The 25,837-nt window shown below is 61.8% G+C and carries 15 protein-coding genes and 1 tRNA gene; 7 read left to right on the forward strand and 9 right to left on the reverse strand.

Going from position 1 to position 25,837, the window contains the following annotated elements; translation table 11 throughout:
* Positions 1-75: 75 nt before the first annotated feature.
* Positions 76-690 carry a hypothetical protein gene (locus WIX41_RS11505; RefSeq protein ID WP_339447650.1) on the reverse strand — a complete coding sequence of 205 codons (615 nt, stop codon included), beginning with the start codon at positions 688-690 and terminating at the stop codon, positions 76-78.
* 322 nt (positions 691-1,012) lie between these two features.
* Here WIX41_RS11505 and WIX41_RS11510 point away from each other — a divergent pair, with 322 nt between their 5' ends.
* Positions 1,013-1,927 carry an oxygenase MpaB family protein gene (locus WIX41_RS11510; RefSeq protein WP_339447652.1) on the forward strand — a complete coding sequence of 305 codons (915 nt, stop codon included), beginning with the start codon at positions 1,013-1,015 and terminating at the stop codon, positions 1,925-1,927.
* A gap of 82 nt (positions 1,928-2,009) precedes the next feature.
* On the opposite strand, the gene WIX41_RS11515 is transcribed toward WIX41_RS11510, so the two are convergent.
* The gene (locus WIX41_RS11515) at positions 2,010-4,127 is read right to left on the reverse strand and encodes a M13 family metallopeptidase (RefSeq protein WP_339447654.1); all 2,118 of its coding nucleotides are present in this window, start codon (positions 4,125-4,127) and stop codon (positions 2,010-2,012) included.
* Positions 4,128-4,462: 335 nt separating this feature from the next.
* On the opposite strand from WIX41_RS11515, the gene WIX41_RS11520 reads away from it, so the two are divergent.
* The 6 genes from WIX41_RS11520 (at position 4,463) to WIX41_RS11545 (ending at position 15,535) form a co-directional block, all read left to right on the forward strand.
* Positions 4,463-7,411 carry a bifunctional diguanylate cyclase/phosphodiesterase gene (locus WIX41_RS11520; RefSeq protein ID WP_339447656.1) on the forward strand — a complete coding sequence of 983 codons (2,949 nt, stop codon included), beginning with the start codon at positions 4,463-4,465 and terminating at the stop codon, positions 7,409-7,411.
* 363 nt (positions 7,412-7,774) lie between these two features.
* Positions 7,775-7,850: transfer RNA gene (locus tag WIX41_RS11525), tRNA-Ile, on the forward strand.
* Positions 7,851-7,910: 60 nt separating this feature from the next.
* Entirely contained in the window at positions 7,911-8,714 is an 804-nt protein-coding gene (locus WIX41_RS11530; protein WP_339447658.1) for an IS5 family transposase, read from the forward strand.
* A 203-nt stretch (positions 8,715-8,917) separates the two neighbouring features.
* Positions 8,918-11,710, forward strand: coding sequence for a restriction endonuclease (locus WIX41_RS11535; protein ID WP_339447659.1), 2,793 nt, complete (start codon positions 8,918-8,920; stop codon positions 11,708-11,710).
* Positions 11,711-11,773: 63 nt separating this feature from the next.
* Positions 11,774-14,227, forward strand: coding sequence for an SEC-C metal-binding domain-containing protein (locus WIX41_RS11540; protein ID WP_339447661.1), 2,454 nt, complete (start codon positions 11,774-11,776; stop codon positions 14,225-14,227).
* 315 nt (positions 14,228-14,542) lie between these two features.
* Positions 14,543-15,535: a hypothetical protein gene (locus WIX41_RS11545; protein ID WP_339447662.1), complete on the forward strand. Its 993-nt coding sequence runs from the start codon at positions 14,543-14,545 to the stop codon at positions 15,533-15,535.
* A 280-nt stretch (positions 15,536-15,815) separates the two neighbouring features.
* On the opposite strand, the gene WIX41_RS11550 is transcribed toward WIX41_RS11545, so the two are convergent.
* The 7 genes from WIX41_RS11550 to WIX41_RS11580 form a co-directional block, all read right to left on the reverse strand.
* Positions 15,816-18,191 (reverse strand): arylsulfatase, encoded by a 2,376-nt coding sequence (locus WIX41_RS11550; RefSeq protein WP_339447664.1) that lies wholly within the window; start codon positions 18,189-18,191, stop codon positions 15,816-15,818.
* 118 nt (positions 18,192-18,309) lie between these two features.
* A complete protein-coding gene (locus WIX41_RS11555; RefSeq protein ID WP_339447666.1) occupies positions 18,310-18,804 on the reverse strand; it encodes a YidH family protein in 495 nt (164 codons plus the stop codon).
* 78 nt (positions 18,805-18,882) lie between these two features.
* Positions 18,883-19,602 carry a hypothetical protein gene (locus WIX41_RS11560; protein WP_339447668.1) on the reverse strand — a complete coding sequence of 240 codons (720 nt, stop codon included), beginning with the start codon at positions 19,600-19,602 and terminating at the stop codon, positions 18,883-18,885.
* A 259-nt stretch (positions 19,603-19,861) separates the two neighbouring features.
* Positions 19,862-20,815, reverse strand: a complete 954-nt coding sequence (locus WIX41_RS11565) for an alpha/beta fold hydrolase (protein ID WP_339447670.1) — start codon at positions 20,813-20,815, stop codon at positions 19,862-19,864.
* A gap of 120 nt (positions 20,816-20,935) precedes the next feature.
* Positions 20,936-21,856, reverse strand: coding sequence for an MBL fold metallo-hydrolase (locus tag WIX41_RS11570; RefSeq protein ID WP_339447672.1), 921 nt, complete (start codon positions 21,854-21,856; stop codon positions 20,936-20,938).
* Between the two features lie 336 nt (positions 21,857-22,192).
* Positions 22,193-24,751, reverse strand: coding sequence for a TonB-dependent receptor plug domain-containing protein (locus tag WIX41_RS11575; protein WP_339447674.1), 2,559 nt, complete (start codon positions 24,749-24,751; stop codon positions 22,193-22,195).
* A gap of 323 nt (positions 24,752-25,074) precedes the next feature.
* Positions 25,075-25,728 carry a TetR/AcrR family transcriptional regulator gene (locus WIX41_RS11580; protein WP_339447676.1) on the reverse strand — a complete coding sequence of 218 codons (654 nt, stop codon included), beginning with the start codon at positions 25,726-25,728 and terminating at the stop codon, positions 25,075-25,077.
* Positions 25,729-25,837: the final 109 nt, after the last annotated feature.

Below are 25,837 nucleotides of genomic sequence, written 5' to 3' on the forward strand. Positions count from 1 at the left end.
GGAAAAAACAATGCCACCGTGTTCGCGCACGGTGGCATTGGGATCCCCCTGGGCGTTGCCGTGGAGCGGGGTGGGTCAGAAGGCAGGTTGCAGATGCAGGTTCTGGCGTGCGTCCGGCTCGCCGATATGGTTGAGTTGACCCACCAGTTCCGAATGCTGCTTCATGCGGCCGATCTCGCGCATGATGCGGATGTCTTCGTGGCGCAGCTCACGCCTGGCGGTGACCGCCTGCTTGTAGTCGAGCACTTCCGGGTAAAGCTGGGCCATGTCCAGCGCTTCGGCCACGCATTCGACGGTGTCGGCATCGGAGGTGATCCGCGCGCGGCTGTTGAATGCCTTCATCCAGCGCTCGAAACCGGCGGTGTGGTCGAACATGTTGGCCATGAACCAGATCACGAACAGGATCGAGACCCACGAGCCGAACACGATCACCACGCGGGTGAAGGTGATATGGAAGTCGTCCTTCCACAGGTAGTTGGCGATCAGCCCGAGGATCAGCAGCGAGGCGGCCTGCCAACCGACGATGGACGCCATCAGCCACTGGCCCTTGGCCCTGGCCAGGATGGCCACTTCTTCGCGGATCTGCTGCTCACTCTTGTTGCGCCAATGCGCGACCTGCTTTTCGAACGGGCTGCCGTAGAGCTCGTTGTCCTGGAGCAGTAAACCTAAACCTTTGAACAAAGCGATCATCACGGGCTCCTTCGGGAACGTGCAGCGGCGCATTTGGACGGACGGTGAGGCGGGTTCAGTTCTAGCACTTTGGTTGCGCTTGGCAATGGGCAGTGCGACAAAACGCCGCAGGACGGATAACTGAATGCGCGATGCGCGTAAATTTTTGCGCGGTGCACCATGTAAAACGGCTGGAGAAAGCGAAAAAATCGCCCCGTTTTTTGCTGCAGTTGCACAATCTGATGGCAGGCCCGGCACAGGACATGGTTGGGGCGTCATGAATCACGCAGAATTGACGCAACCGCGCAGGACTGCGGCCCTCCCGAGCCCTTGGAACCCCCTGATGTCGTCACTGCTGCACCGTCTCACCAGCCCCGCCACCGCGCCGATCCGGCGCTGGGTGCTGGGGGCCTTCCCACGGGGGCAAAGCGGCATCGATTACGACCACCCGCTGGGCGACCCGGGCTGGTTCGGGCCCGACAGCGTGACCTGGCGGGTGCATGCCGAGTTTCCCGGGATGCTGGCCGGCGGACTGTGCGCGTTGATGCTGCAGACCCTGCACCCGCTGGCGCTGGCCGGGGTGTACGACCATTCCAACTTCCGCGATGACCTGGTGGGACGGTTGCGCCGGACCACGGCGTTCGTGGCCTGCACCAGCTATGGCCCTGAAGGGGAAGTGGAAGCGTTGGTGGCGAAGGTCAAACGCATCCATGCGCAGGTGCGTGGGCAGACCCCGGATGGGCAGGCGTATTCGGCCGACGATCCGGCGCTGCTGACCTGGGTGCATGTGACCGAGGCGTACGGCTTCCTGCAGGGCTACCGGCGCTACTGCCGTGCGGTGCCGGAGGCGATTGCCGACCGTTACTACGATGAGTACCGGCGCGTGGCCGAAGCATTGGGCGCGACCGACGTGCCCGCCTCGGAAGTGGAGGTGGCGGCGTACTTCGCACGGCAGCAACCGGTGCTGCGATTCGATGCGCGCTCGCGCGAAGTGCTGTCGGTGCTGTCAAGCATTCGCCTGCCGGTGCCGATGGCCGGGATATCGCGCGAGTTGTTCCTGGGGGGCGGCGCGGCGCTGCTGCCGGAGTGGGCAACGGCGATGCTTGAACGCACGCCATTGCAGCGCACCCAGGCACGCGCCTCGGCGCGGTTGCTGCAGGGCATGTCGCCGCTGTTCCGCCGCGCGCTGCAGGATGGCGTGGCCGCCCGCGCCTGCGCAAGGGTGGGAGTGCCGGTGAGTATGTTGGCGCATTGGTGACGCCGCACGGTTCGGAGAACATCGGCGAACGCCCGGAGAACGGACCCATCCAAAAAAACGGGCGCCGAAGCGCCCGTCCTGATCACCACACCTTGACCCGCTTTTCCGGGGCCAGGTACAGCTTCTGCCCTTCCTTTACCTCGAACGCCGGATACCACGCATCCAGATTCCGCACGGTGAGCGCGCGGAACTGGCCGGGGGCGTGCACGTTGGTCAGCAGCGAATTGCGCAGCGCCTGTTCGCGGGCCTTGCTGCGCCATGCCTGGGCAAAGCCCAGGAAGAAACGCTGGTCTGGCGTGAAGCCTTCCAGGGTCTGCCCCGGCTTGCCCTGCAGCGACAGCTGGTAGGCATCGTAGGCGGTGGCCAGACCGGCCACGTCGGCAATGTTCTCGCCCAGGGTCAAACGGCCGTTGACCGACACGCCCGGGAACGGCTGGTAGCTGCTGAACTGCGCAGCCAGTGCATCGCCGGCCGCGTTGAACTTCTTCAGGTCTTCGGCCGTCCACCAGTTGTGCAGCCTGCCGGTTTCATCGAACAGTGCACCGGCGTTGTCGAAGCCGTGGCTGATCTCGTGGCCGATCACCGCGCCGATCGCACCGTAGTTCACCGCGTCATCGGCGGCACCGTCGAAGAACGGCGGCTGCAGGATCGCGGCCGGGAACACCAGGCGGTTTTCCAGCGGCACGTTCATCGCGTTGATGGTCTGCGGCAACATCGCCCATTCGCTGTGGTCCACCGGCTGGCCCAGCTTGGCCAGGTTGCGGCGGTACTCGAACAGGCTGGCGCGTTCGGCGTTGCCCAGCGCATCGTCGCGCTTCACTTCCAGGCCGGTGTAATCGCGCCACTTGTCCGGGTAACCCATGCCCACGGTCAGGCCATCGACCTTGGCCCTGGCGTGCGCCTTGGTTTCCGGCGACATCCATTCCAGTGCGTCGATGCGCTTGGCGAAGGCGGCGATGATGTTCTTGGCCATCTCATCGGCGCGCGCCTTGGTGGCCGGGTTGAAGTGGCGTTCGACATACAGCTTGCCGATCGCTTCGCCCACGGCGCTGTTGCTCTCATCCACCGCACGCTTCCAGCGCTCGCTCTGCTGCGGGGTGCCGTTGAGGGTGGTGCCATGGAAGGCGAAGCGCGCATCGGCGATCGCCTTGGGCAGGTACGGCGCGGCGCGGTCCAGCGCGTGGAAGGTCAGGTAGTCCTTCCACACATCCAGCGGTTCGGTGGCGACCAGGCGCGAAATGCCGGCCACGGCCTTGGGTTGCCACACGATGAAGTCGTCCTGCTTGTCCAGCCCGGCGGCGGCCAGGAACGCAGCCCAGTCCATGCCCGGCGCCTTGGCGCTCAGGTCGGCCTGCTTCCACGCATTGGCGCCCTTGGCTACATCGTTGGTTTCTTCCTGGGTGGCATGCGCCTGCGCGATGCGGGTTTCCAGCGCCAGGATGCGCTGTGCCTTGGCGGCCGGATCAGCCACGCCTGCCAGCTGCAGCACCTGGGCGATGTAGGCCTGGTACTGCTTGCGCAGCTCGGCCATGCGGCCGCCCTGCAGGTAGAAGTCGCGGTCGGGCAGGCCCAGGCCGCCCTGCACCAGGTACGGCGCGTTGCGGTCCGGCTGCAGCAGATCCACCGACACCCAGGTGCCGAACAGGCGGTCGGTATAGAAGTTGGTGGCGTTGAGCAGGTCCACGTCGGCGCGCAGGGTGCCGCCCAGGGCGGTGGCCAGCGCGGCCTTGTCGCTGATGCCACCGATGGCGTCCAGCGCGGGCTTGATCACGCCCATGCCGCGCGATTCGATTCCGGCTTCGTCCATGAAGGCGGCGTAGTAGTCGCCGACCTGCCTGGTTTCGCCGGTGGCCTGGGTATCGGCGGCGGCACCTTCGAGGATGGCGCGGGTGTCGGCCAGGGTCTTCTCGGCAATGACGTTGAAGCTGCCGTGGCTGGAGCGGTCTGCCGGGATTTCGGTGTTCTTGACCCAGCTGCCGTTGGCGAAGCCGAAGAAGTCATCGCCGGCGGCAACAGTGCGGTCCATGCCGGCGGCGTCGAAACCAAAGCTGCCCAGCTGTGGCGTGGGCGCGGCAGGCGCCGCTGCGGTATCGGCAGCCGGGGCGGTCGGCGTGGCCGCATCGCGGTCGCAGGCGGCCAGGCCCAGCGACAGGCTGGCGGCAATGGCAAGCATCAGGGTAGGGCGGCGCAGCTTGGACATGAACTTCTCAGGCAACGGGGAAACCCCAAGTCTAATCTGTCGCCGCCCCCGGGAAATGTCGTCGGCCGCTACCCCAGACAGGTTCCGATCATCGGTTGTTCACTCCCCGGGCGCGTGGCGAGGCGTTCATCGGAACGGTGCCCAGGTCCAGGGAGGCGCCCCCCTTCCCGCGCCGCGCGGGCTGGTGCATGCTGGAGCCAACGCCGGGGCCAAGGCCTCGCCCGTGGGGAACGGGCAAGAGGGACGTCAAGAAATTGCGACGTCGGCCGCTCAGGTTCGGGGAAACCAGGAAGCGTTTACATGAAGTCAGGCCGTCACCGGGGTAGCGGTACGTGATGCCCGCGCTGAGCCAGCCCCTGGCGCGGCCGTTGCGGACGATCGTGTGGCTGGGCATCGGCCTGGGCCTGCTGCTGGGCGTGGGCCTGGTGGTCATGCTGGTCAATGATTTCCAGCGCCGGCAGGAGGCCGCCCAGCGGCAGAGTACGGCGTTGGCCACCGGTTCGCAGCGCCTGCTGCGACTGGAACTGCGCAACCTGGAACGGGCCATGCGCGGGATTGCCGCCGACGGCGCCGAGCTGTTCGAACGCGTGCCGGCGCAGGCTCCGGACCTGCTGGACGAAGCCATCGACGGGGTGCTGCAGCGGCATGCGGAGCTGGAAAGCATCGTGGTGGTGGACCAGTTCGGCCGCGCGCTGACCAGCGGCAGCGGCGACCTGACCCTGCCGTTGTGGGTCGTGGACCAGCATCGTGGTGTGGACAGCTACCTGTACCTGGGCCCGCCGCAGGACCTGGGCATGCGACGCTGGGTGCTGCCGCTGGCATTGCGCATGGGCGAAGACCGTTGGCTGCTCAGCCGCATGCACACCAGTGAGCTGCAGTCGATCATCAGTGGGCTGGATACCGGCCACCACGGCGTGGTTTCGATCAGCGACACCACCGGTCATGTGCTGGCGCGCAGTCCCGACAACGAAGGGCTGACCGGCCAGCGCTTCGGCCTGAAGCATCGCGATCTGGTTCGCCGCGATGCGACCACCCCGCTGGGCATCGAGCGCAGCCCGATCGATAACGTGGAGCGTATCTCCACCATGACCACGCTGTCCGAGTACCCGCTGGCGGTGTACGCCGGGCTGGGCCGGCAGGATGTGATGGCGCCGTGGTGGCCGTATGTGCAGGTATCGGTGGGCATGTTCCTGTTGTACTGGGGTGCTTTTGCACTGGTGTACACCAGCCTGCGCCGCGCCACCCGCCGCCAGGATGCGATGAGCGAGGAACTGCGGACCGGTCATGCCGAACTGCACATGGCCCACCAGGTCGGCAAGATCTGCACCTGGACGGTGGACGAAGATGCCTCGGTGCTGCGTTGGTCGCCGCTGGCCCGCGAGATATTCGGCATCCACCTGGACTGCCTGCCGGTGGTCGATTTCTTCAACCGCGTGCACCGCGAGGATGCGCAGCGGTTGCAGGCGTCGTTCGACCATGCCTTCGCCGGCAACGGCGTGCTCGATGAGATGTTCCGCATCGTGCTGCCCGGCGGGACCATGCGCTGGGTGTCCGCGCGTGGCCAGCAGGTCGGCGCCAGCGACCGCGAGCGGCGCATGATCGGCGCGCTCACTGATGTCAGTGAACGGGTCCAGGCGCTGGCGCGCGCGCAGCAGGCCGAGCGCCAGTTCCGCCTGCTGTTCGACCGCAACCCGGCGCCGTTCTGGGTGTTCGACCCGGACACGCTGCGCTTCCTGGAAGTGAACGAAGCGGCGGTGAACCAATACGGCTACAGTCGCGACGAGTTCCTGGCGATGAGCATCCTGGATATCCGCCCGCGTGAAGGCCGGGAAGAGATCCGCGGCGCAATCTCCAATACGGCCAGCGGCGACCTGCAGGATGACAAGGTACGCCTGCACCGGCGCAAGGACGGCACCGTGTTCGAAGTGCGCGCGCACCTGGCGCGGCTGGAGTTCGATGGACGCGAGGCCTGCCTGGTGCTGGCCGAAGACATCAGCGACCGCATGGCTTACGAGCGCGACCTGGCCTACCACGCCACCCACAACCCGGCCACGGGCCTGCTCAACGCGCGCGCGCTGGCCGCGCAGCTGGATGAGGAAGGCGGCAGCTACACCATCGCCTATGTGCAGTTCCGCGGGTTGCAGCTGGTAGCCGATACGCTGGGCCGCGAAGTGGGCGATGTGGTGCTGCAGGCCATGGCCAAGCGCCTGGGCGGGCTGGGCGTACGCTACGGGCTGCTGGCATTCCAGCCGGCCGAGGATTTCATCTTCGCCATCCGCGACGACCACGAACGCCAGACCGCGCTGGATACGCTGGTGCAGACCGTCTCCGAGCCGGTGCGCGGGCAGGACTGGCTGCACCAGTTCGAACCGCGCATTGGCGTGGCGGTGAAGTTCGATGGCGGTTTGGTGCGTGCAGAGCAGGTGATCGGCATGGCCGCGCAGGCCGCGCATGCCGCGCGCGACGAGGGCAGCGTGATTGCCTGGTTCGACAGTGCCGTGAGTTCGCGGCTGGCCGACCGGTTGCGCCTGGCCGGGCGCATCCACAGTGCGATCGATGCCGAATTCGCGCTGTATTTCCAACCGATCTGCCACGCCAGCGATGGCAGTCCGGCCGCACTGGAGGCATTGCTGCGCTGGCCGCAGGCCGATGGCAGCTTCATTCCGCCGGGCGAGTTCATCCAGCTGTGCGAAGACACCGGGTTGATCCTGGCGCTGGGCCGTTGGGTGATCCGTGAGGCGGCGCGTGCGCAGCGGCAACTGGTGGATGCCGGGTGGGACCTGCCTATCGCGGTGAACGTGTCGGCGGTGCAGTTCTTCAACAGCGACCTGGTGGCCGAGTTCAGCCGTGCCAGCCAGGAGTTCGGGCTGGCGCGCGGAGCGCTGCACGTGGAGCTGACCGAAAGCAGCCTGATGCGCAAACCGGGCCAGGCCAAGCAGACCATGCAGCGCATGCATGAGCAGGGCATCTGCATTTCGCTGGACGATTTCGGTACCGGTTACTCGAACATGTCCTACCTGCAGCACCTGCCGCTGGACATCCTGAAGATCGACCGCAGCTTCGTGGCGGATGTGGAAACCAACCCGCGCAACGCTTCCATCTGCCGTGCGCTGCTGTCGCTGGGCCACAGCATGGGCCTGACGGTGATTGCCGAAGGCGTGGAAACCCCGGGCCAGCACGAGTGGTTGGCCGCGCATGGGTGTGACCAGGTACAGGGGTTCCTGCTGGGCCGGCCGGCGCCGTTGGTGGACGTCATCGCGAAGTTGGAGACCGCGGCCGCGTGAGGCGGTCGCGTCGGGGGCGGCTCCCAAACGACCGCCGAACCGGCTCATCCTTATCGCCCCCGTGTACGACATGCTGCCTATGTCGCTGGCACCCGCCCGCACCGGCGTTCTGCGCCAAGCCCTGCCAATGGGGGCTATTGCGCCAGGGCATGCCGGTCAGCTGGCCCACCTGCAATGGGCGGCCCCGCTCGCGGCGGACTACCGGCAACGCGTGGCCGCTTCCCTATTGCTGCGCTCAAACGCCCTGCGCGAACGGGCATCGGGTCAAGGGAATGGCACAGCGCTTTGGTTGAAGAGCCGCCGTTTCGGTCCAGCCCCAGTGGCAAGGCCCGGTTCGTCTCCACTACACTGTGCAACCGCGCAGGGCCTATAGCTCAACGGTTAGAGCAGAGGACTCATAATCCTTTGGTTCCAGGTTCGAATCCTGGTGGGCCCACCAGGCAAATCAGGCACTTAGGGCGTGTTATGAACTTTGATCAGTTCAAGCTACCGTATCGGGATGAGTACGCGCCGCCCTTACCCGACCGACGTTACCGACGAAGAATGGGCGTTCGCTGCGCCCTATTTGACGCTGATGGATCCACAGGCGCGGCAGCGCAAGTACGAACTGCGACTGATGTTCAACGCACTGCGCTGGATGGCGCGTGCTGGAGCGCCTTGGCGCCTGATGCCGCATGAATTCCCACCCTGGGAAGCGGTATACCAGCAGACGCAACGCTGGTTGCAGGCTGGCGGTTTCGAGGCCATGGTCAACGACCTACGCTCAGTGCTGCGTACGGCACAAGGAAAACAGGGACAGCCCAGCGCGGTGATCCTCGATGGTCGAACGTTGCAGTCCACGTGCGAGAGCGGGCCACGTGCAGGGTATGACGGTTACAAGCGCAAGAAGGGGAGCAAGGTGCATATGGCGGTGGACACGCTGGGCCACCTTTTGGCCGTGCAGGTGACGCCGGCGAACGAGCAGGAGCGTGCTCAGGTAGGCGCTCTTGCCCAGGAAATTCAGCACGTCACCGGCGAGACGGTGAAGCTAGCGTTCGTGGATCAGTGCTACACCGGCAAGGAGCCGGCCACCGCTGCGCTCGGAGAACGCATTGAGTTGCATGTGGTGAAACTACCTGAAGCGAAGGGGTTTGTACTATTGCCGCGCCGCTGGGTGGTCGAACGCAGCTTCGGCTGGGTCAATCGTTTCAGACGTCTGGCGCGAGACTACGAGCGGCTACCGGAAACGTTGGCGGGGCTTCATTTCGTGGTCTTCAGCATGCTGATGCTAGGGAATGCCGCGAACCTGCTTCAAAGTTCATAACACGCTCTAAGCGGTTGCCCGTGGGTGATACGGGCACTAGGCCAGCTAAAGGACTGTCTGAGAGGTGGTCGCCTGCAGGTCCAATATAATCCACCCGGACTCTGTGCTTGGGGGGGGGCGGGGAGCCTTGTCGCAAGGCGGGTGCTGGGTGCAGTATGCACGGGGGACCTTTACGCCAATGCTGTTCAACTCAGGGGATGAACGTGCACTACAAGGACTTTCAAGTACTGGTTGAAGTCACGGTCAAGGACGGTGACACCAGCAAGATGCGTGGTGACCTTCTTGAAAATGTTGCAAAGAGAGTTCTTGTAGCACTTCAGTTCACACACGTTAGTACGGACGTAAGAGTCACTGGGTGCGAGCTAGACATAAAGGCAAAGGACAATCAGACGGGTGAATCTATAATTGCGGAGTGTAAAGCTTATCGGGATAAGACCATCTCGGCTGACGTTCTGACAAAGATGCTAGGCAACATCATGGTGCATGGCTACGCGTCGGCATGGCTAATCTGCACATCGAAGTTGGGTAAGGACGCAAAGGGCATCGTCGACAAGCTCCAGGAGGATCCGACAAGAGCGAGACAACTGCGGGTCTATGAGCCTGAGCGCTTGGTAAAACTTCTTGTGGATACTGGCGGGGTATTTTCCCCCGAGCACTTGGTGGTCCCTGGTGGCAATCGTTCAGTCTCAGAGCGGACCCTACTTATCACTGATATTGGACAGTTCTGGGCAGTCCCGATCTTAGGCGTTCAGTCTGGTGTGGCCGACACAGTGCTGGTGTTCGACGCTACCAACGGCAAGCAAATATCCAACCCTGCGATAGTTCGTGAACTTTCGGAGCGCGACTCTAACTTGCGGTCGCTTACGTGGGTAGCTGGCGCCGCAGACCTAACGGCGATTAGTGCGCTTAATGACGCAGCCTTGCGTATTGAGCTCGATAACATCGCACCGGTACCCATTGCCGATGACTGGTCTGACTACCGTCCTTCTCGGCCACAAGACTTTGTTGGGCGAGATGCGACCCTTGAAGAAATCACGCGATACCTCTTCGAAGTCTCTGACCGGAGAGTTGCTACAAGACTCTTAGCAATCAAGGCCCCATCCGGCTGGGGCAAGAGCTCTTTTCTAGTTAAGCTAAGAAGCACTTGTCAGGGTCCGAAGCTAAGAGATCGGGTATTCCTGTATGCGGTCGATTGCCGCACGGCAGCATCGTCGCGATATCCGGAGCTGGCACTTAAGAAGTGCTTTGAGGATGCAAGCGAGAATGGTTTCATCAAGTCGGCTCCTCCTCCTATCGGCTCAGCTGGTCAGCCGTTTAGCTCTCCCGAGTCCCAGGTGGTCCTAGAAGAGCTGCGAAGGGACAGGAAGTGCATAGTTCTCTTTTTCGACCAATTTGAAGAGATAACGACAAAGCAGCAATTGTCTGATCTCTTCAATCAGGTGAAGTACATGTGCTCGGCAATTGAGTCTGCTGGGGAAAACGTCGTTCTAGGCTTCTCTTGGAAGACGGACGGGACAATTCCCACAGACCATCCTGCCTATCATGTGTGGCACTCCTTCTCTGATAGGCGGCGAGAATTTGAGCTTCCCCTGTTCAGCAAGGCTGAGACAAGTCAGCTGCTCTCGAAGCTTTCAAAGAACCTGAACCAGCCCATAGAAGTATGGCTCAGGAAGCTCCTTGCAGAGCATAGCCAGGGCTACCCGTGGCTCCTCAAAAAACTCTGTGTACACGTCTTTAGGGTTCTGCAGTCAAAGCCCGCCAGACAACGGGAGCTCTTTGAGCGCGCCCTTGACGTTGAAGCTCTCTTTCGGAAAGATCTCGCCGACCTTGACGCTGGCCAGACCGCCTGTTTGGAACGGGTAGCGAAGGAGTCACCGGCAGATAACTTCAGCATCACAGAGCAGTTCGGCGAGCCCGTGGTCTCGAGCCTGTTGCATCGCCGGTTAGTGATTCGCAACGCGGGAAAGCTCGTTGTCTACTGGGACATCTTCAGGGACTACGTACTTTTCCAGCAAGTGCCAGCGATTCCTACTAGGTACGTTCCGGTATCTTCGCCCCAGACTGCGAAAAGGCTGCTGCTAGAGCTTTCAAGTGGAAATCTGAACTCAATAGCAACGCTAGAGAGAAGGCTTCGATTGAATAGGGGGACGCTGGACAACGTGTCGCGCGATCTCGTCATGATGGGGGCTTGCCGATACGACCGGAAGAACGGCAAGGTCGGCCTTGTACAGCCAGACGAGCCAAGTACGCTCCGCTCGATGTCACTATTCTTCTCGAACCACGTTTTCTCTCGAGCGCTAAGCGAAGAGTTTGGCGCTGGGTTCCGTGGCGTCTCAGCAGAGTCGGTAAACGACACCCTTTTCCCTCTCTTTGATGCGGAATCTTTTGCCAACAAGACCATCCGGGTGTCCACGGCCCGCTGGTTGGCGTGGCAACAAGTCTTGGGATTTGTCGCAATCGACGGTGACGGTTCAATTACTCACAGTACCAAGCCAGTGCAGTTGCGATCTTTTGAAGACTTGCAGACTGAGCAACGGGCGCATCGGGGCAACTTCACGTTCAAAGGCGAGGCACCGCCTCTGCGGGTATCTACTCTCTTGAGGAGGCTGCACCTGGGTGGATACACGCCGACCAAGGAGGATCGCAACGCGCTGATGGTACTTAGGAGTTTGCGAATTATTCCATCGACAACCCAGCCTGTCCTAAAGGCACCGCCACAAGGTCTCGACCCTGATCTATGGCTAGCGTTGACAGCAATGCGGCAGAAGACTCTTCAAGAGGCGTCGAGGATCCTTGAGGGTGATCCAGGCGCAACTTCGCTAGAGATCGGCGAAGTAGTAGTCGACATCACCGGGCATCATCTAAGTGATGCCAGCAAGCGGCGCTACGGTGCCGGTCTACTAACTTGGGCAAACTGGGCGGGCGAGCAGATTATGGGCATCCGTACGAAGCCCGCAGGGGGACTTGTTCCGCCCACGCCAGCGCAACTCATCTGAGACTTCTACGCTCTGCTCCACCTGTACCTTCGCGCCAACGATCATGGTCCTGGAAGGATGAAGATGAGAAAGAAGATCAAGAGTAGACAGTCACCTCGCCCCGATGAATCATTCTCAAGCGGGCCATTCCAGATGGTGCGATTTGGACGGCACATCGTTGCTAAGACGAACTTTGCGCCGGGCCAGCTTGAAGCAATTCAGGACCAGTTTGCCGCAGGATACAGCGAAGTCGTCGCGGAGATCGACGAGTTGGTCGAGTCCGCAGCTAGGCTTGTAGCCAAACTTCCTCCGCTGGAACTCATGCATCGAGCGTGGTGGACGCGAGCGGGTGCAATGCTCCAAGTTAAGAGTGAGTCGGACGTCGGCCAATCAGAAGTGCTGGCAGAACGAATGGTCGATTACGTTCAAAGCCTGATAGCCAGCTGCCCTCGCGACGCTGAGCAAAAGACATCGGTGAGCGATGAGGACTGGGCGAACCTCAGATCATTCGTTGATGAAATATTCTCCAAGCTGAACTCTAGGTACTTTCTTGCCGCAACAGCAAAACGCAGAAAAGCGGATCCGGAAATTACACCTGCCATGGAGTACTTCCTATTCCAGTCCCAGCTGTACTGGGCCAACGTCAAGGCTTCTCAGTATCAAGTTCATCAGGTTTCGGCACTTCGCGATCTTCTACGACCCGAATCCTTGATCGTAAAGAAATTGTACGGCATGACTAGCGACGAGCTTTGCGATGAGCTCGCAAAACTGCAGCACGCGCAGACATTTGGTGTGTCAGACGCTTCCAGCGCGATGCATCAATTCAGGGAAAAGAGCCTGGCGCATTTGCAGTCAGACATCGAGAATGGCCTGGCTCATGGAAGCGACTTTGCCGAGATGCTTCGCGAATCGGTGGAGCGCCACGGGCTGAGCGGAGAGGGCGAGCGCGCCTTCGGCATGCTGTTGGGCTCCGACCTGCTGGATGTTGAGAAGAACAGCAATCTCCCGAGCTCGTTCAAAAAAGACTTCTCGTGGGGGCCGGGAGAGGATGGTGACTTCTTTTCTGAAGGAGATTTTAGGGGATGGCCGCTCAGAGTTTGGCCGACATTTAAACGCCCGTTCTTGATTCTGGATGGCAAGTACTACTGCTATGACTCCTCGACACTGTTCGATAGGATCTATCGTCAGATTGAGAAACGTGCCTTTGCATTAGGAGGAAGTGAGAAGCAGCAATGGATTGATGGGCGAAAGCTGGTCACAGAAGAGCTTCCATTTGCATACTTGCAAGCAATACTCCCAGGTGCACGCGTCCTGAAAGGCGTCTACTATGATGCAAGCGAGTCAGGCAAGGCTGCAAAATGGTGTGAACTTGATGGGCTTATCACGTTTGACGACCATCTATTTATCGTCGAAGTTAAGTCAGGGGCATTTACCTACACCTCTCCGGCAACTGATTCTGAAGCCCACATCAACTCTCTAAGAGCCTTGGTAGAAGACCCCGCAAAGCAAGGAACTCGCTTCCTTAACTACCTAAGGTCAGCAAAGGAAGTGGCGCTCTTCGATGTCCAGAAGAAGGAGGTTGATCGGATTAGTCTTACTGACTACAGGCAGGCGACATTACTTGCGTTCACGCTAGATCCGTTCACGGAAATTGCTGCACAATCACAGAAGCTTTCCGACATTGGGCTTTCGTTGGGGGAAGAATCCGTCTGGTCAGTATCGATCGACGACATCCGCGTGTACGCTGACATCTTTGAGAGCCCCTTTGAATTTTTGCACTTCGTCGAGCAGCGGACCAAATCGCTTCGGTCAAAACTGATTGAGTTGGACGACGAGTTGGACCACCTTGGCCTGTACTTAAAGCACAATCAGTACGAAAGATACGCCAATGAGCTTGCGGGTGGAGAAAGATTGGCGATGCGTTTTACAGGATATCGAGCTGACATAGATGTCTTCTTCGCGGAAAGGATGAAAGACCCTTCTGTGAGAAGCCCTCTTCGCCAAGAGCTCCCTAGCGCGATGGGTGCGGTACTAGAGCTCCTGAAGGACACCGGGCGCGACGGGAGCGCTCGCCTGGCGTCCCATCTTCTAGACCTCGCAGGTGATTGGCGGATCCACCTGTTCGATGGTATTGAGAAACGCCTTCGAGACGCCGCAGGAACTCCCATAGGGGCTCTTTCAACTACAGGCGAGGTCAGGATCACACTTCAGCCGTTGCTTAGTCATATTGACTCTGATAGTGAGGGAGCGGCGATTGATAACGTCAAGGCAATGCTGCTTTTGCACGGCGAGACTGATCGGCTACTCTTGATCCTCCAATACGATTCACCAACGGTGCTGCGCGATGTGAAGTGGAGTTGGATCAAGAAGGATGACATCACAGAACCTGAGATCCCTCACCTACAAGCATTGGCAGAGATGCTGCGTTCACGCAGGCATGGGAAGGCCGCTGCTGCGGGGAAGATTGGGCGGAACGCAGGGTGCCCTTGTGCATCCGGGAAGAAGTACAAGAGATGTTGCCTGGGGCGAAACATGTGACATGCTCTGACGTCGAATTCGTCACAGAGCATGTTCTCCCAGTCAAGGCTGTGGTCGAACGCTTGCAGTCGTTCGGCAATCTCCCTGTCCCACTTTAAACATCCACTTCGATCAGTGGCAATCTTAGCGCGGCTTCAATCAACCGATGCCACTCGAGGGGCTAACCCCCGGCCTCTGAACTAATCGAGAAGGCGTGCCGTAGGCCGCTTCGTCTCGATGAATAAAAAAAGTAGGTTTCGGATACTGCAAGAGATGATGGTTGCCGGCGGCCGCCGAGCCGGACCTGCATGCTGTCGATTCGTCACTGGAGTAAAGATGTCCAACGATGTCGAATTCATGAAGATCGGATCTGTCCGAACCACAAACGTCCTGTACTTTACCGGGGGGTTGCGTGCAGTTGAGACGACTGACCGAGGCTTGGCTCTGCTACCCCTGCGCGGGGAAGGGGAGTTGGTCGCCCTTTGCGATTTCACCTGGCCCGCATTACTTTCCTTGACACAGGAATGTGGTAGCAGGTTCGTCGGATACAGCCAGGAGTTTGAGGGCAAAGGAGTGTCTGAAGCGTTCTGGAATCCAGGAATTGGTCGCCTCACCAAGGGCCTCTTCGCGGCAGATCTTTGGGCGGCCATCTCCAGCAACTCCGACGCCTCAGGAGATCTAGATTACGCTCGTGCGGCGACGAGCGTGAGCACGTCATTGATGAGCGCAGGGCATCGAATTCGAGACCTGTCGGTTCATCATCACCAACAGCTGTGCTGGGCGATCAAAGATAGAGAGCCAGAAGCCAGCTTCTCCAACCTGCCGCTGAGTGACATCTATCGTGACTTTCAGGCCCTAGCGACGGACCTATGCGGAGCGAGGGACTACCTTGCAAAGGTGGCTGGCTTTCAGTTGGGTCTCAAAGACTCTGCCGACAGCATGGCCCGATTAGAGGGCGCGGTTGGCTCGAAGGTCGATGAAATTCTGGACCCGTTGGTGCGACATCTTTTTGCGAATTGGGGTAAAAAGGCTGATCCAAAGTGGCTGCGTGAGCTGGGGGACATAAGAAACAAGCTCGTCCACCGGCTGCCAATGGCTGTGGATCCCCAGACGCGCCTACTCATTCTCCACTCCCATTCGACCTCGAGAGGTACAGTCGAGACGATTCGACTGAGTGAATCGCGGCATGAGCGTGGAAATCGGCCCCAGCAGGTAGATCCGTTCGTGCTTTTCTCGGAGATGTATGACCGGGTTGAGCAGCTCTGTAGCGTGACGGCCGGTTTTGCTAAGTATCCCGCGGACCTTCCGACCTTCCGAGCACGGCGCTAGTGTAAATAATAGTCGGCCTTTTTGTGTTCTTGCGACGCCTTCGTGCTGTGCATCCCAGCGTCTTTATCAGTCGTAACGGCCATTCTTCCCAATTGCGGCCAACTTATGCTGCAAATATGTGGCCAACTTATGGTTGCGCCAACAGTCGCCACGGTTATCTCGAAGCCGTTGCCGGCAGCGTCAGGAAGCCGACCATCCAGGCGATGACTGGGGTCTATCGAGCCCAACCGGTTGCTCGCCATGCGTAAGAGCAACCGTACTCCGGCGGTTATGGTCAGCGTTACTGGCGCGCCATCGCGACCCGTAGCGCGTCTTCCGGGGAAACCTGGTGCTCGGGTTGATTCGCGTCCTCGCCGAGGGCCAGCTGCACGCCCCTGATGCTGCCGTTGAACTCGTTGCCGTGCGGACCATAGTCCGGCGATACCGGTGCGCCGGTGTCGCAACCCACGTCGAGCCCATCATCGGCTGAGAACACCATTGGCGCGGTGGCGCCGACGTCGCCCTTGCCCACCTGCTTGCCGTCGACGAACAGCGTGACCGACCCACCCTTGCCCAAGCCCCCGCCGGCATAAGCGAACTCCATCCGGACCTGATGCCTGCCGGCGGGCAGGTTGCTCTGCGACTCGACGAAGAAGTGCTGGACGCCGATCAAGTTGTAGCAATATTTCAGGTTGCCGCCCTTGGCATACAGCACCCAGCCGCCGATATTGCTGCCCTGCGCGATGATCACGCCCTCGGCGCCGCCTTCGGGGACGTCGAGCTCGGCGGTCACGGAGTGTGACTTGTTCTTGATGCTGATGACCGAGTTCTCAGAAAGCCGTCCCATGCCGCCGAACAGGATCTGCGTATTCCCGCGGATCAGCACCGGACGACCCGCCAGGTCGGAATTGAAGCGCTCGGCGGCACGATCATCCAGCGGCAACACGTTGTAGCGGGTCGCTTCGATCAGCCAGAGGCGCTGGAGCTCGCGCAACTTGTCGGGCATCTGCTTGGACAGGTCGCGTGCCTGGCTCCAGTCAGTGTTGGTGTCATACAGTTCCCAGGTGTCGTCGTCGAAGGCCGGGATGGTGTCGCCGACCAGCAGCCATGGGGTCTTGTGCCGGGTCACTGCGGTCCAGCCCTTGTGGTAGATGCCACGGTTGCCGAACATCTCGAAGTATTGCGTCTCGCGGCGCTCCGCCGCCTTCTGGTCGTTCATTGAGTAGAGCATGCTCACGCCTTCGATCGGCGCTTGCGAGATGCCGTCCACCGATGCCGGTTGCGGCAGGCCCGCCGCCTCCAGCACGGTGGGCGCGAAGTCAATCACATGGTGGAACTGCGTGCGGATCTCGCCCTTTCCCTTGATGCCATTGGGCCAGCTGACGATCGTGCCGTTGCGGGTGCCGCCCCAATGCGAGGCTACCTGCTTGGTCCACTGGTAAGGCGTGTTCATGGCGTGAGCCCAGCCAACCGCATAATGGTTGTACGATTCCGGGCCACCCAGCTTGTCCAGCCGTTCCATCAGGAATTGCGGCGTCTCCAGCGAAGCCAAGCCATTGAAGTTGGCCATCTCGTTGTAGGCGCCGATCAGCGTACCCTCCGCCGAAGCGCCGTTGTCGCCGATCACATAGTAGATCAGCGTGTCGTCGGTGAGATTCAACTGCTCCAAGGTATCCAGCAGGCGGCCGACATGATGATCGGCGTATTCGAGGAAACCGGCGTACACCTCCATCTGGCGGCGCAGCACCGGTTTCATTTCCTCCGGCATGGTGTCCCACGCGGGGATCTGCTCGTGTCGCGGGGTGAGTTCGCAATCCGATGGGATTACGCCCAGCTTTTTCTGCCGGGCATAGGTCTCCTCGCGCAGCGCATCCCAGCCTTGGTCGAACTTGCCTTTGTACTTGTCTGCCCATTCCTTCGGCACGTGGTGGGGCGCATGGGTGGCGCCCGGCGCGAAGTAGACGAAGAACGGCTTGTCGGGCATCAGCGCCTTTTGCTGGCCAATCCAGCCGATCGCCTTGTCGGTCATATCCTCCATGAAGTGATAGCCCTCCTCGGGCGTCTTCTTCACCTCGATCGGGGTGGTGCCCTCATACAACGAGGGGTACCACTGGTGCGCCTCGCCGCCGATGAAGCCGTAGAAGTACTCGAAGCCGCCGCCGCCGGTGGGCCAGGCGTCGAAAGGTCCGGCCGGACTGGTTTGCCAAACTGGCACTTCGTGGCACTTTCCAAACTGCGCGGTGCCGTAACCGTTGAGTTTGAGCGTCTTGGCCAGCGGGGCCATGGTGTTCGGCAATACCGACGAATAGCCAGGCGAGCCTGTGGCCGCCTCGGTGATGCACCCCATGCCGGCCGAGTGGTGGTTGCGGCCAGTCAGCAGCGCCTGGCGCGTGGGCGAGCACAACGCGGTGGTGTGGAAGCGGTTGTACTTCAAGCCGCGAGCGGCCAGGCGCTCGGCATTCGGCGTGCTGCAAGGCCCGCCGAACGCGCTCGCCGAGCCGAACCCGGCATCGTCGATCAGGATCAACACCACATTCGGTGCACCCTTCGGAGGGCGCAACTGCTCGATGGGCGGGAACGTCGAATCCGGATCCTTCGCGTCGTAGGTAATCGAGCCCCGTCGCGCGGCATTGGACATCGGCAGGTGCGAACGGAACAATTTTTCTTCGCTGCTCATGACTTGAACTCCCGAGGGGTGAGGCCGTTACGCACCACCATTGATCGATTCCGGATCCGCACCCACGCCGTCGCCTGCGCTCTGGGAAATCAATGAATCCAAGATGATTTCCGCGTGACTAGCGCTGCTGCAGGAACAACCAGGCCGAAGTGAATCCGCCGGCCAGGATGAGCAGCACCGTCAGCATGGTTACAGCCCGATCCAGCGGCCGGAAGCGTGCCTGCTTGATATCCTGGTTCACGTGCCAGTACCGATACAGCGACCACACGATGACCACCAGGCCGATGATGACCATGCCGGCGCCCGCGTACTCACTGCTGCGCATCATGGGGGCCGTATTGTTGGCGGCGAGCCTGCCCTGCTCCTGCAGGAACACGCTGAATCGATTGATGGTGATGCCGAAACCGATCAGCGAGATCGCCGTGCGCAAGTAAGAAAGATGTGTGCGTTCATTCGACAGGTGCGAACGCAAGTCGGACAGCCCGGTGCGGTGCGTGGAAAGCTGAGTTCGGTGGATCGAGAGCAGCGTGGACGCCGTTCCACTGTCCTTGCCCTCAATGGACGCTGCCAGGTCTTCTGGCAGCGAAGGTGGCGGTGACGGCATCGCACTCATGAATCTCTCCTGTACACGCTTCCAGAAGCGCGACGTCTCAGAGCTTGGTTGACGATTCGGGTGACACGGTCACGCGATCTAGAATATGAAGCCATAGCCCACCATCGGGCCATTCATGGTGATGTCGACGCGGTTGCGATGGTCCTCGACTTCGACAGACAGATAGCGATAGCCGAACAGCCAGGCGCCATGCGTCAAGCGGTATTGGCCGACGACACTCGCGTTCCACGTTCCCTCAGTCCCGCCGAGCGAACCATCGCCGCGCAACGTGAAACGCCAGCGATCGCCGAGAAGCCAGGTGTAGCGCGCGCCCAACATGAGGTCGCTGTAGGAACGGTCGGCTTCGAGCTCCGCCGATCGGAACAGCGGGTTGACCGGGTCGAACCGCGCCTTCAGATCCACATTGATGTAGCGAAGCCCTCCGAATACCTCCAAGCCTTCCAGCTTGTCGGCGCCAGGACTCCACACCGCCGCCAACTCGAACAGCTGCGAGTCCAGATCAGAGGAGGTGTTCACCCGCAGGAAGTTCTTGCTGTCGCCCAGGCCTAGATAGGTGTAGTCGGCGAACAGGCCGAAACGTGCGCCCTGTCCTTCGACGTGCACCTGGAAAGCACCCTCGAGCTTGTCGATGAGATCGGGGAAATCGGTGTCCTGGTCAGCGGGTGGGTGGCGCGCATTCAGGTCCGTTCCGACGGTGGCCCCCCACAGGTAGGGTGCGACCATCCAGTCCCAGCCCTCTTGTGAAGCGGCAAAGGATGGTGAGGTGGCTAGCAGCGCTGCAACGGCGGACGAGCGCATGAGCGCGATTCGTACCCGTACTTCCATGGCGATGTCCCCGCAGAAGCGAATTCGTCGTACCCGGATGCTTGGGCCTGCAGCCAGCGTGGCGTGCAGGAATCCGACCGTTCCAGCTACCAGGTCGTGGTCTCTCGGTGAGGTCTAAAGTGCCAACGCGTCTTTTAGCGATCAGCGGCCACTGGTGCGCGGCGAGGCAGGGGATCACGAGGTGAAGTACGCCGGACCAACGGTCCGGCGCTACCGGTAGCTTGAGGCCCCATTATTTCTGCTGCAGGAACGCCAACAGATCCTGGTTGACCTTGTCTTTGTGGGTTTCAGTCAGCCCATGCGGCGCGCCCGGGTACACGATCAGTTTGGCGCCCTTGATCAACTGGGCCGACATGCGCCCACCCACATTGATCGGCACGATCTGGTCGTCATCACCATGGATCACCAGCGTCGGCACGTCGAACCGCTTCAGGTCCTCGCGGAAATCGGTGGCCGAGAACGCGGCAACCGAGTCGTATGTGTTCTTGATCCCACCCAGCATGCCCTGCGCCCACCAGGAATCAATGATGGCCTGGTTCGGCTTCGCGCCTGGGCGGTTGTAGCCGTAGAACGGGCCGCTGGGAATATCCTTGAACAGCTGCGAACGGTTTTCCAGCTGCCCCCTGCGCAGGCCGTCGAACACCTCGATCGGCACGCCACCGGGGTTGTCCGCCGTCTTGAGCATGAAGGGCGGCACCGCACTGATCAACACGACCTTCTTGACCCGGTCGGTGCCATGGCGGCCGACGTAGCGCGCCACTTCGCCGCCACCGGTGGAGAAGCCCACCAGGGTCACGTCTTTCAGGTCCAGCGTGTTGATCACCGTGGCCAGGTCGTCGGCATAGTGGTCCATGTCGTTGCCGTCCCACGGCTGGCTGGAACGGCCATGGCCACGGCGGTCGTGCGCGACCACGCGGTAGCCGTGGTTGGCCAGGAACATCATCTGTGCATCCCAACTGTCCGAATCCAGCGGCCAGCCGTGGCTGAAGGTCACCACCGGGCCATCCTTCGGGCCCCAGTCCTTGTAGTACAGCTGCACGCCGTCGGCGGTGGTGATGGTGTTCGCGGTGTGGGCGACGGCAGTGACGGCGGCCGGGTGCACCGGCGCAGCGGCCTGCGCGGCAGTGCCAGCCTGGACGGCGAGGGCCAGCGCGGTGGTGGCCAGGGTGCGGGTGAGCGTGTTCATGGGTGGATCTCCTGCAAAGGGAAAGGGATGCGACAGGCGCTACATTGGACCCCTCGACTGGACTCGTGATGGCTGAAAGTCCTTTAAACTTGATCCGGGGTACAGATCAGCATGGCGGGCTCAGAAGTCCCAGAACACCGGCACCCAGCGGAAGACGTCACCATCCACCGAGACGCGGCCCACGGAGGGGAACGGCAGGTGCGTGGCCACCAGCATCTCGCCGGTGCCGGCCAGCTCCTGCAGCAGTTCGATGCGCACCTGTGCCGACGCTTCCGGGTCGTGTTCGAAGCCGTTGTGCCAGGTTGGCTGTTCGAAGCCGACGGCGAAGATGGCGTCACCGGCGAAGGTCAGCGCGCTGCCCTGCGAGTTCACCCGCACCACGCTGTGACCCGGGGTGTGGCCACCGGTACGGCGAACGGTGACGCCGGGGGCGACTTCATGTTCATCCTCGAAGGTGCGGATGTAGCTGCTGTACTCGGCCCAGAAGTGCTTGGCCGTCGCACGCAATGCATCGGGGAAGCCGGGCGGCATGTTGGTGCGGGTGAAGTCAGGCGATTTCCAGAACTCCACTTCGGAGGCGGCCACGTGGACGCGCAGGTCCGGGCGCAGCTGTTCTTTGACACCCTCAACCAGCAGGCCGCCGATGTGATCCATGTGCATATGGGTGATCACCACGTCGGTGATCTCGGTCAGGTCGATGCCCGACGCGCCCAGGCGGCGGATCAGCTGGCCGGCGCGCGGCAGCTGCAGGTCCGGGTCGGTACCCAGGCCCGCGTCGATGAGGATGGCCTGGTCGCCGCTGCGCACCACCATCACGTTCAACGCCCAATCCAGGGCATCCGGTGGCAGGTACATGTCCTTGAACCACGCGGCGCGTTCGGCCTGGCTCACGTTGTGGCCAAGCATCTGCGTGGGCAATGGCAACACGCCATCGCTGACTACGAGCACGTCGATATCGCCGACCTTGAGCGCATAGCGGGAGGGAACAAGTTCGTCGAGCGCCGGGGCGGGCGGGGCTACGGTGTTTTCCAGGCTGAACATGACGGAATCTCCGGGGAAGAGGCTGGCTGGCAACAATGCGAAGCTGGCGCTGCATGGGCGCAACCGCAGGTGGCCGGCCCGCACAGAAGGGGAATCGCCTTCGCGGCATTCACGGCAGGTGTGCCGTGCAGGATCAGCGTAGGGAAGGGCACGCGCGGCCAGTAGGCCCGCGAGCGGGCTCACGGTGTTGCCGATCAGGCAGCAATGCAGGGATCCGCTGTCGCCCACATCGGTCTCATTCCCGACCGGCCAACCTGATTCTCGCGAGCGCATGTGATTACCAGACGCGCAGCCACCCCGCCGGAAACGGCGGGGTGGCTTACTGCTCGTCCTCTGTCAGAACTTCCAACCCACCCGCGCGTAATAGAACCCGCCGTTGAAGCCATACGGCGTATGCACCGGGTATTCCGCACCGGCCACGCCCGACCACGGGTTCTTGGCCGGGGTGCGGTCGAACAGGTTCTGCGCGCCCAGGCTGAAGTACAGGCCCGAGTCGAACTTCCAGCCCACTTCGGCATCCACAATCAACGCGCTGCCGCCGTAGATCGGAAGCCCGCCATCGGCCGCCGAGATCACGCCGCTGTCGAGGTGATCTTCATACCAGGCGCTGTAGTAGTTGAAGCGCAGGTTTGCGTTGAAGATCTGCCGTTGGTGATGAATGCTGAAGTAGCCCTTGGTCTTGGGCAGCGACTTCTCCAGTTTGTACACGCGCGCTTGGTCGATGAAGTCCGGGTCGAAGCGGTCGACCTCGGTCTTGTTCCAGTTGGCCGCCAGCGAGTAGGTGGTGGTGCCACCGAAGTGGTCGCTGCGATAGCTGGTCACCAGGTCCACGCCGGTGGTGGTGGTGTCGAACGCGTTGCCGAAGTAGGTCACCTGCGAGATCGAGGCGGCTTCGGGATTGCCGCCGGCTACCAGCGCGGCGCGCTCTTCCGGCGTCACCGCAAAGCTGGTGCTCAGCGCGATGCGGTCTTCGACCTTGATCTGGTAGCCGTCCAGGGTGAGCAGCCAATCGCCTTCGGTCCACACCGCACCCAGCGAGACGTTCTTCGATTCTTCCGGGGTCAGCGGACGCGCGCCCTTGAGCTGGGCGATGGGATTGGTGGGCGGCAGGGTAGCGATATCTTCCAGTGCGGTGCCGCCGAACACGGTGCTGATCTGGCTGATGTTGGCCTGGCCGGGCGTGGGTGCGCGGAAGCCGGTGTTGTACGCACCACGCAACGCGAAGTGCTCGTTGAAGTCGAAGCGCCCCGTGACCTTGCCGTTGGTGGTGCTGCCGAACGAGTCGTAATCCTCGAAGCGCAGCGCACCGGCCAGCAGGAAGCGCTCGGTGACCTGCGCTTCCAGGTCCGCATAGGCAGCCCAGTTGCGCCGATCGAAGGTGCCGGCAGTGCGCGTGCTGAAGCCGTTGAAGCCGTTGGAGCCCAGCGCGAAGCCCTGCTCGGTGAGCGGGCCGATGGCGGTGGAGGGGCCATCGCCGGGGCTGATCCTGAAGCTTTCCTCGCGCCACTCGGCACCGGCGGCCAGGCGCAGTGGCTGACCGGTGAAGCGGGTGGCGATATCGCGCGTTACATCTACATTTACGCTCTTCTCGGTCTGGGTGTTGCCGCCCGGGCGGAAGTACAGGCCGTCGGGCTGGTCCGGGCCGAGCGAGGCGTTGACGGTGTTGTAGATGATGAACTCGATATCGTTGCGGCCCCAGGAACCACTCACGTCCCAGTACCACTCGCCCAGGTTGCCCTTGGCGCCGGCGAAGACCGAGCTGTCCTCCAGCTTGCCGCCGAAGCGTGGGGTGAAACCGCCCGGCAGACGGGACAGGAAGGTGTAGCAGTTGGCTGGCAGCGCAGCCACCGCGCCGCTGACGGTGCTGTAGGGCAGCAGGCTGCCACCGCCATCGCGCAGCGCGATGGTCGGGCAGGCGCCCACGCCGGTCAGGTTGCCAACCAGCAGCGTGTCGCCGCCATCATTGGAGTACACGCCCGAGCGCGCCGTGGGGTCGCGGAAGTAGAACCCGCCGTCCACCTCGCGTTTGGCGTAGTTGCCGAACAGGTAGAAATCCACCGCATCGGTGGTCAGGCCCAGGTTGGCCACCAGCTTCAGGTCATCGTCGACCTTGGGCGAACCCCATATCTGTGCCGGTTCGCCCACGCCGGGGTAGCCGGCGGCGATGGCGGCGGCCGCATCATCGCGCTGCACGCTGCGTGAGGTGTCGTCGGCCTTGCGCCATTCGGCGGTAAGGGTGGCAAAGCCGCGTTCGGTCAGCGGCAGGCCGATCTGCGCCGAGTACTGGGTGGTGAGTCCATCGCCTTCATAGAACTGGCCGGTGAACACTTCTGCGGTGCCGCCTTCGCGGAGCTTCTTCAGGCCGAAGTTGATCACACCGGCAATCGCATCCGAACCGTACTGGGCGGCGGCGCCGTCGCGCAGCACGTCCACCTGTTCCAGGGCCAGCGAGGGGAACACGGAAAGATCCGGACCCTGCGCGCCATCGGACAGGCCGTGGCCGAGGAAGGTGATGACCGCCGCGCGGTGGAAGCGCTTGCCGTTGACCAGCAGCAGGGTGTTGTCCGGTGGCAGGCCGCGCAGGTTGGCCGGGCGGATCAGGCTGGCCGCATCGTCGATGGGAATGGTGCTGACATTGAAGGAGGGGACCAGCACCCGGAGCTGGTCGAGGGCATCGGTAGCGCCCTGGTTGCGGAATTCTTCGCCGCTGATGATGTCGATCGGGACCGCCGAGGAGGAAACGGTGCGCGGTTTGGTACGACTGCCCAGCACCGAAACCGTATCCAGGGTGGTGGCCTGTTCGGCCGTACCCGATGCGCTGCTGTCCTGTGCCGCGGCCACGGAACTGGTGACCAGCAGTGCGGCGGCCAGTGCCGCTTTTACCGCAGATGCCAACGGCGAAATTGCTTTCGGAGCGTGAACACACTTGCCAATGCGGTCGTTCATGCGTGCACCTTGCAGTCTGATTGTGGGTAGGTCGTTCTCGTTACGTGCTCATCCGGTTGGTTCTCCTTGCGTGCCAGAGGGACTGGTGCGCTGCACAAATAATTAACAGAACGTAAACAGTACTGCAACGTATCTTTCGTTTTGACCTCATTCGTTCAAAACGCGTGAGGCAAATGGCGCCCGGATTCGCCTCATGGGAGAGGCAAATCAGGAGAAAGTGTGAATTGAATCTCACAATGGATGAGACGAACGCCTCATCTCGGATCGAAATCTCAGTCGCCGATCACCGCGGAGACCGCGTGCCGCAGCAGCCAGCGCACGGTGTCCGGAGGCAGATCGGGATCGCGTACGGCGCGCATCGCCAGTCCTTCGACGGTGATGCGGAACAGCAACGTGCGCTGCTGCAGCGCCACCTCGTCGATCATCACCCCACGCGCCTGGTCATGCTGCCGCAGCCAGTTGCAGATGCCTTCGGTGGCGAGCTTGTCGTGCCGTCGCAGCACGTCGGCCACCATCGGATCGCGCTGCGCTTCGGCGGTGATCTCCGCATACAGGGCCACGCTTGCAATGGCGGTGTCATGCCGGCTGATCGACTCGCCGCGCGCCCAGATCTGATAACAACCCAGCAGCGCATCGACCAGGTCGCTGGAAGCGGACATCTGCCCGATCGAGCGCTGATCGGCGCGGAGCTGGCGTTCAATCAGCGCAAGGATCATGGCGCGCTTGTTGGCGAAATAGCGGTACATCAGCCCCTGGCTGATGCCGGCTTCCACGGCGATGTCGTTGACCGATGCGGCGTGGAACCCGCTGGCCACGAAGCAACACTGGGCCGCGTCCAGGATGCGGTTGCGCTGGGCCTCGGCGCGCGCTGCGGCGGTGCTTTCGGGTGGGGAGGAGGGAAGTTCGGTAGGCGTCATTGTCGGCATGTGCGGTCGTCCATGGGGCTAGCGTAGTACATCAGAAATGAGAATGAACGGTCATTCATTTGTCATCAGGGGTGCGCAGACTGCGCCGGCTTGCCCACCCTTCACGTGA

Origin of the sequence: Stenotrophomonas sp. AB1(2024), assembly GCF_037482345.1 — a bacterium.
GTDB lineage: Bacteria > Pseudomonadota > Gammaproteobacteria > Xanthomonadales > Xanthomonadaceae > Stenotrophomonas.

Excerpts from the sequence above, each read along its gene's own strand:
- WIX41_RS11550 (WP_339447664.1), bottom strand. The coding sequence starts at position 18,191 with ATGAGCAGCGAAGAAAAATTGTTCCGTTCGCACCTGCCGATGTCCAAT.
- WIX41_RS11515 (WP_339447654.1), bottom strand. The coding sequence starts at position 4,127 with ATGTCCAAGCTGCGCCGCCCTACCCTGATGCTTGCCATTGCCGCCAGC.
- WIX41_RS11565 (WP_339447670.1), bottom strand. The coding sequence starts at position 20,815 with ATGAACACGCTCACCCGCACCCTGGCCACCACCGCGCTGGCCCTCGCC.
- WIX41_RS11570 (WP_339447672.1), bottom strand. The coding sequence starts at position 21,856 with ATGTTCAGCCTGGAAAACACCGTAGCCCCGCCCGCCCCGGCGCTCGAC.
- WIX41_RS11545 (WP_339447662.1), top strand. The coding sequence starts at position 14,543 with ATGTCCAACGATGTCGAATTCATGAAGATCGGATCTGTCCGAACCACA.
- WIX41_RS11580 (WP_339447676.1), bottom strand. The coding sequence starts at position 25,728 with ATGCCGACAATGACGCCTACCGAACTTCCCTCCTCCCCACCCGAAAGC.
- WIX41_RS11520 (WP_339447656.1), top strand. The coding sequence starts at position 4,463 with ATGCCCGCGCTGAGCCAGCCCCTGGCGCGGCCGTTGCGGACGATCGTG.
- WIX41_RS11505 (WP_339447650.1), bottom strand. The coding sequence starts at position 690 with ATGATCGCTTTGTTCAAAGGTTTAGGTTTACTGCTCCAGGACAACGAG.
- WIX41_RS11555 (WP_339447666.1), bottom strand. The coding sequence starts at position 18,804 with ATGAGTGCGATGCCGTCACCGCCACCTTCGCTGCCAGAAGACCTGGCA.
- WIX41_RS11530 (WP_339447658.1), top strand. The coding sequence starts at position 7,911 with ATGAGTACGCGCCGCCCTTACCCGACCGACGTTACCGACGAAGAATGG.
- WIX41_RS11510 (WP_339447652.1), top strand. The coding sequence starts at position 1,013 with ATGTCGTCACTGCTGCACCGTCTCACCAGCCCCGCCACCGCGCCGATC.
- WIX41_RS11560 (WP_339447668.1), bottom strand. The coding sequence starts at position 19,602 with ATGCGCTCGTCCGCCGTTGCAGCGCTGCTAGCCACCTCACCATCCTTT.
- WIX41_RS11540 (WP_339447661.1), top strand. The coding sequence starts at position 11,774 with ATGAGAAAGAAGATCAAGAGTAGACAGTCACCTCGCCCCGATGAATCA.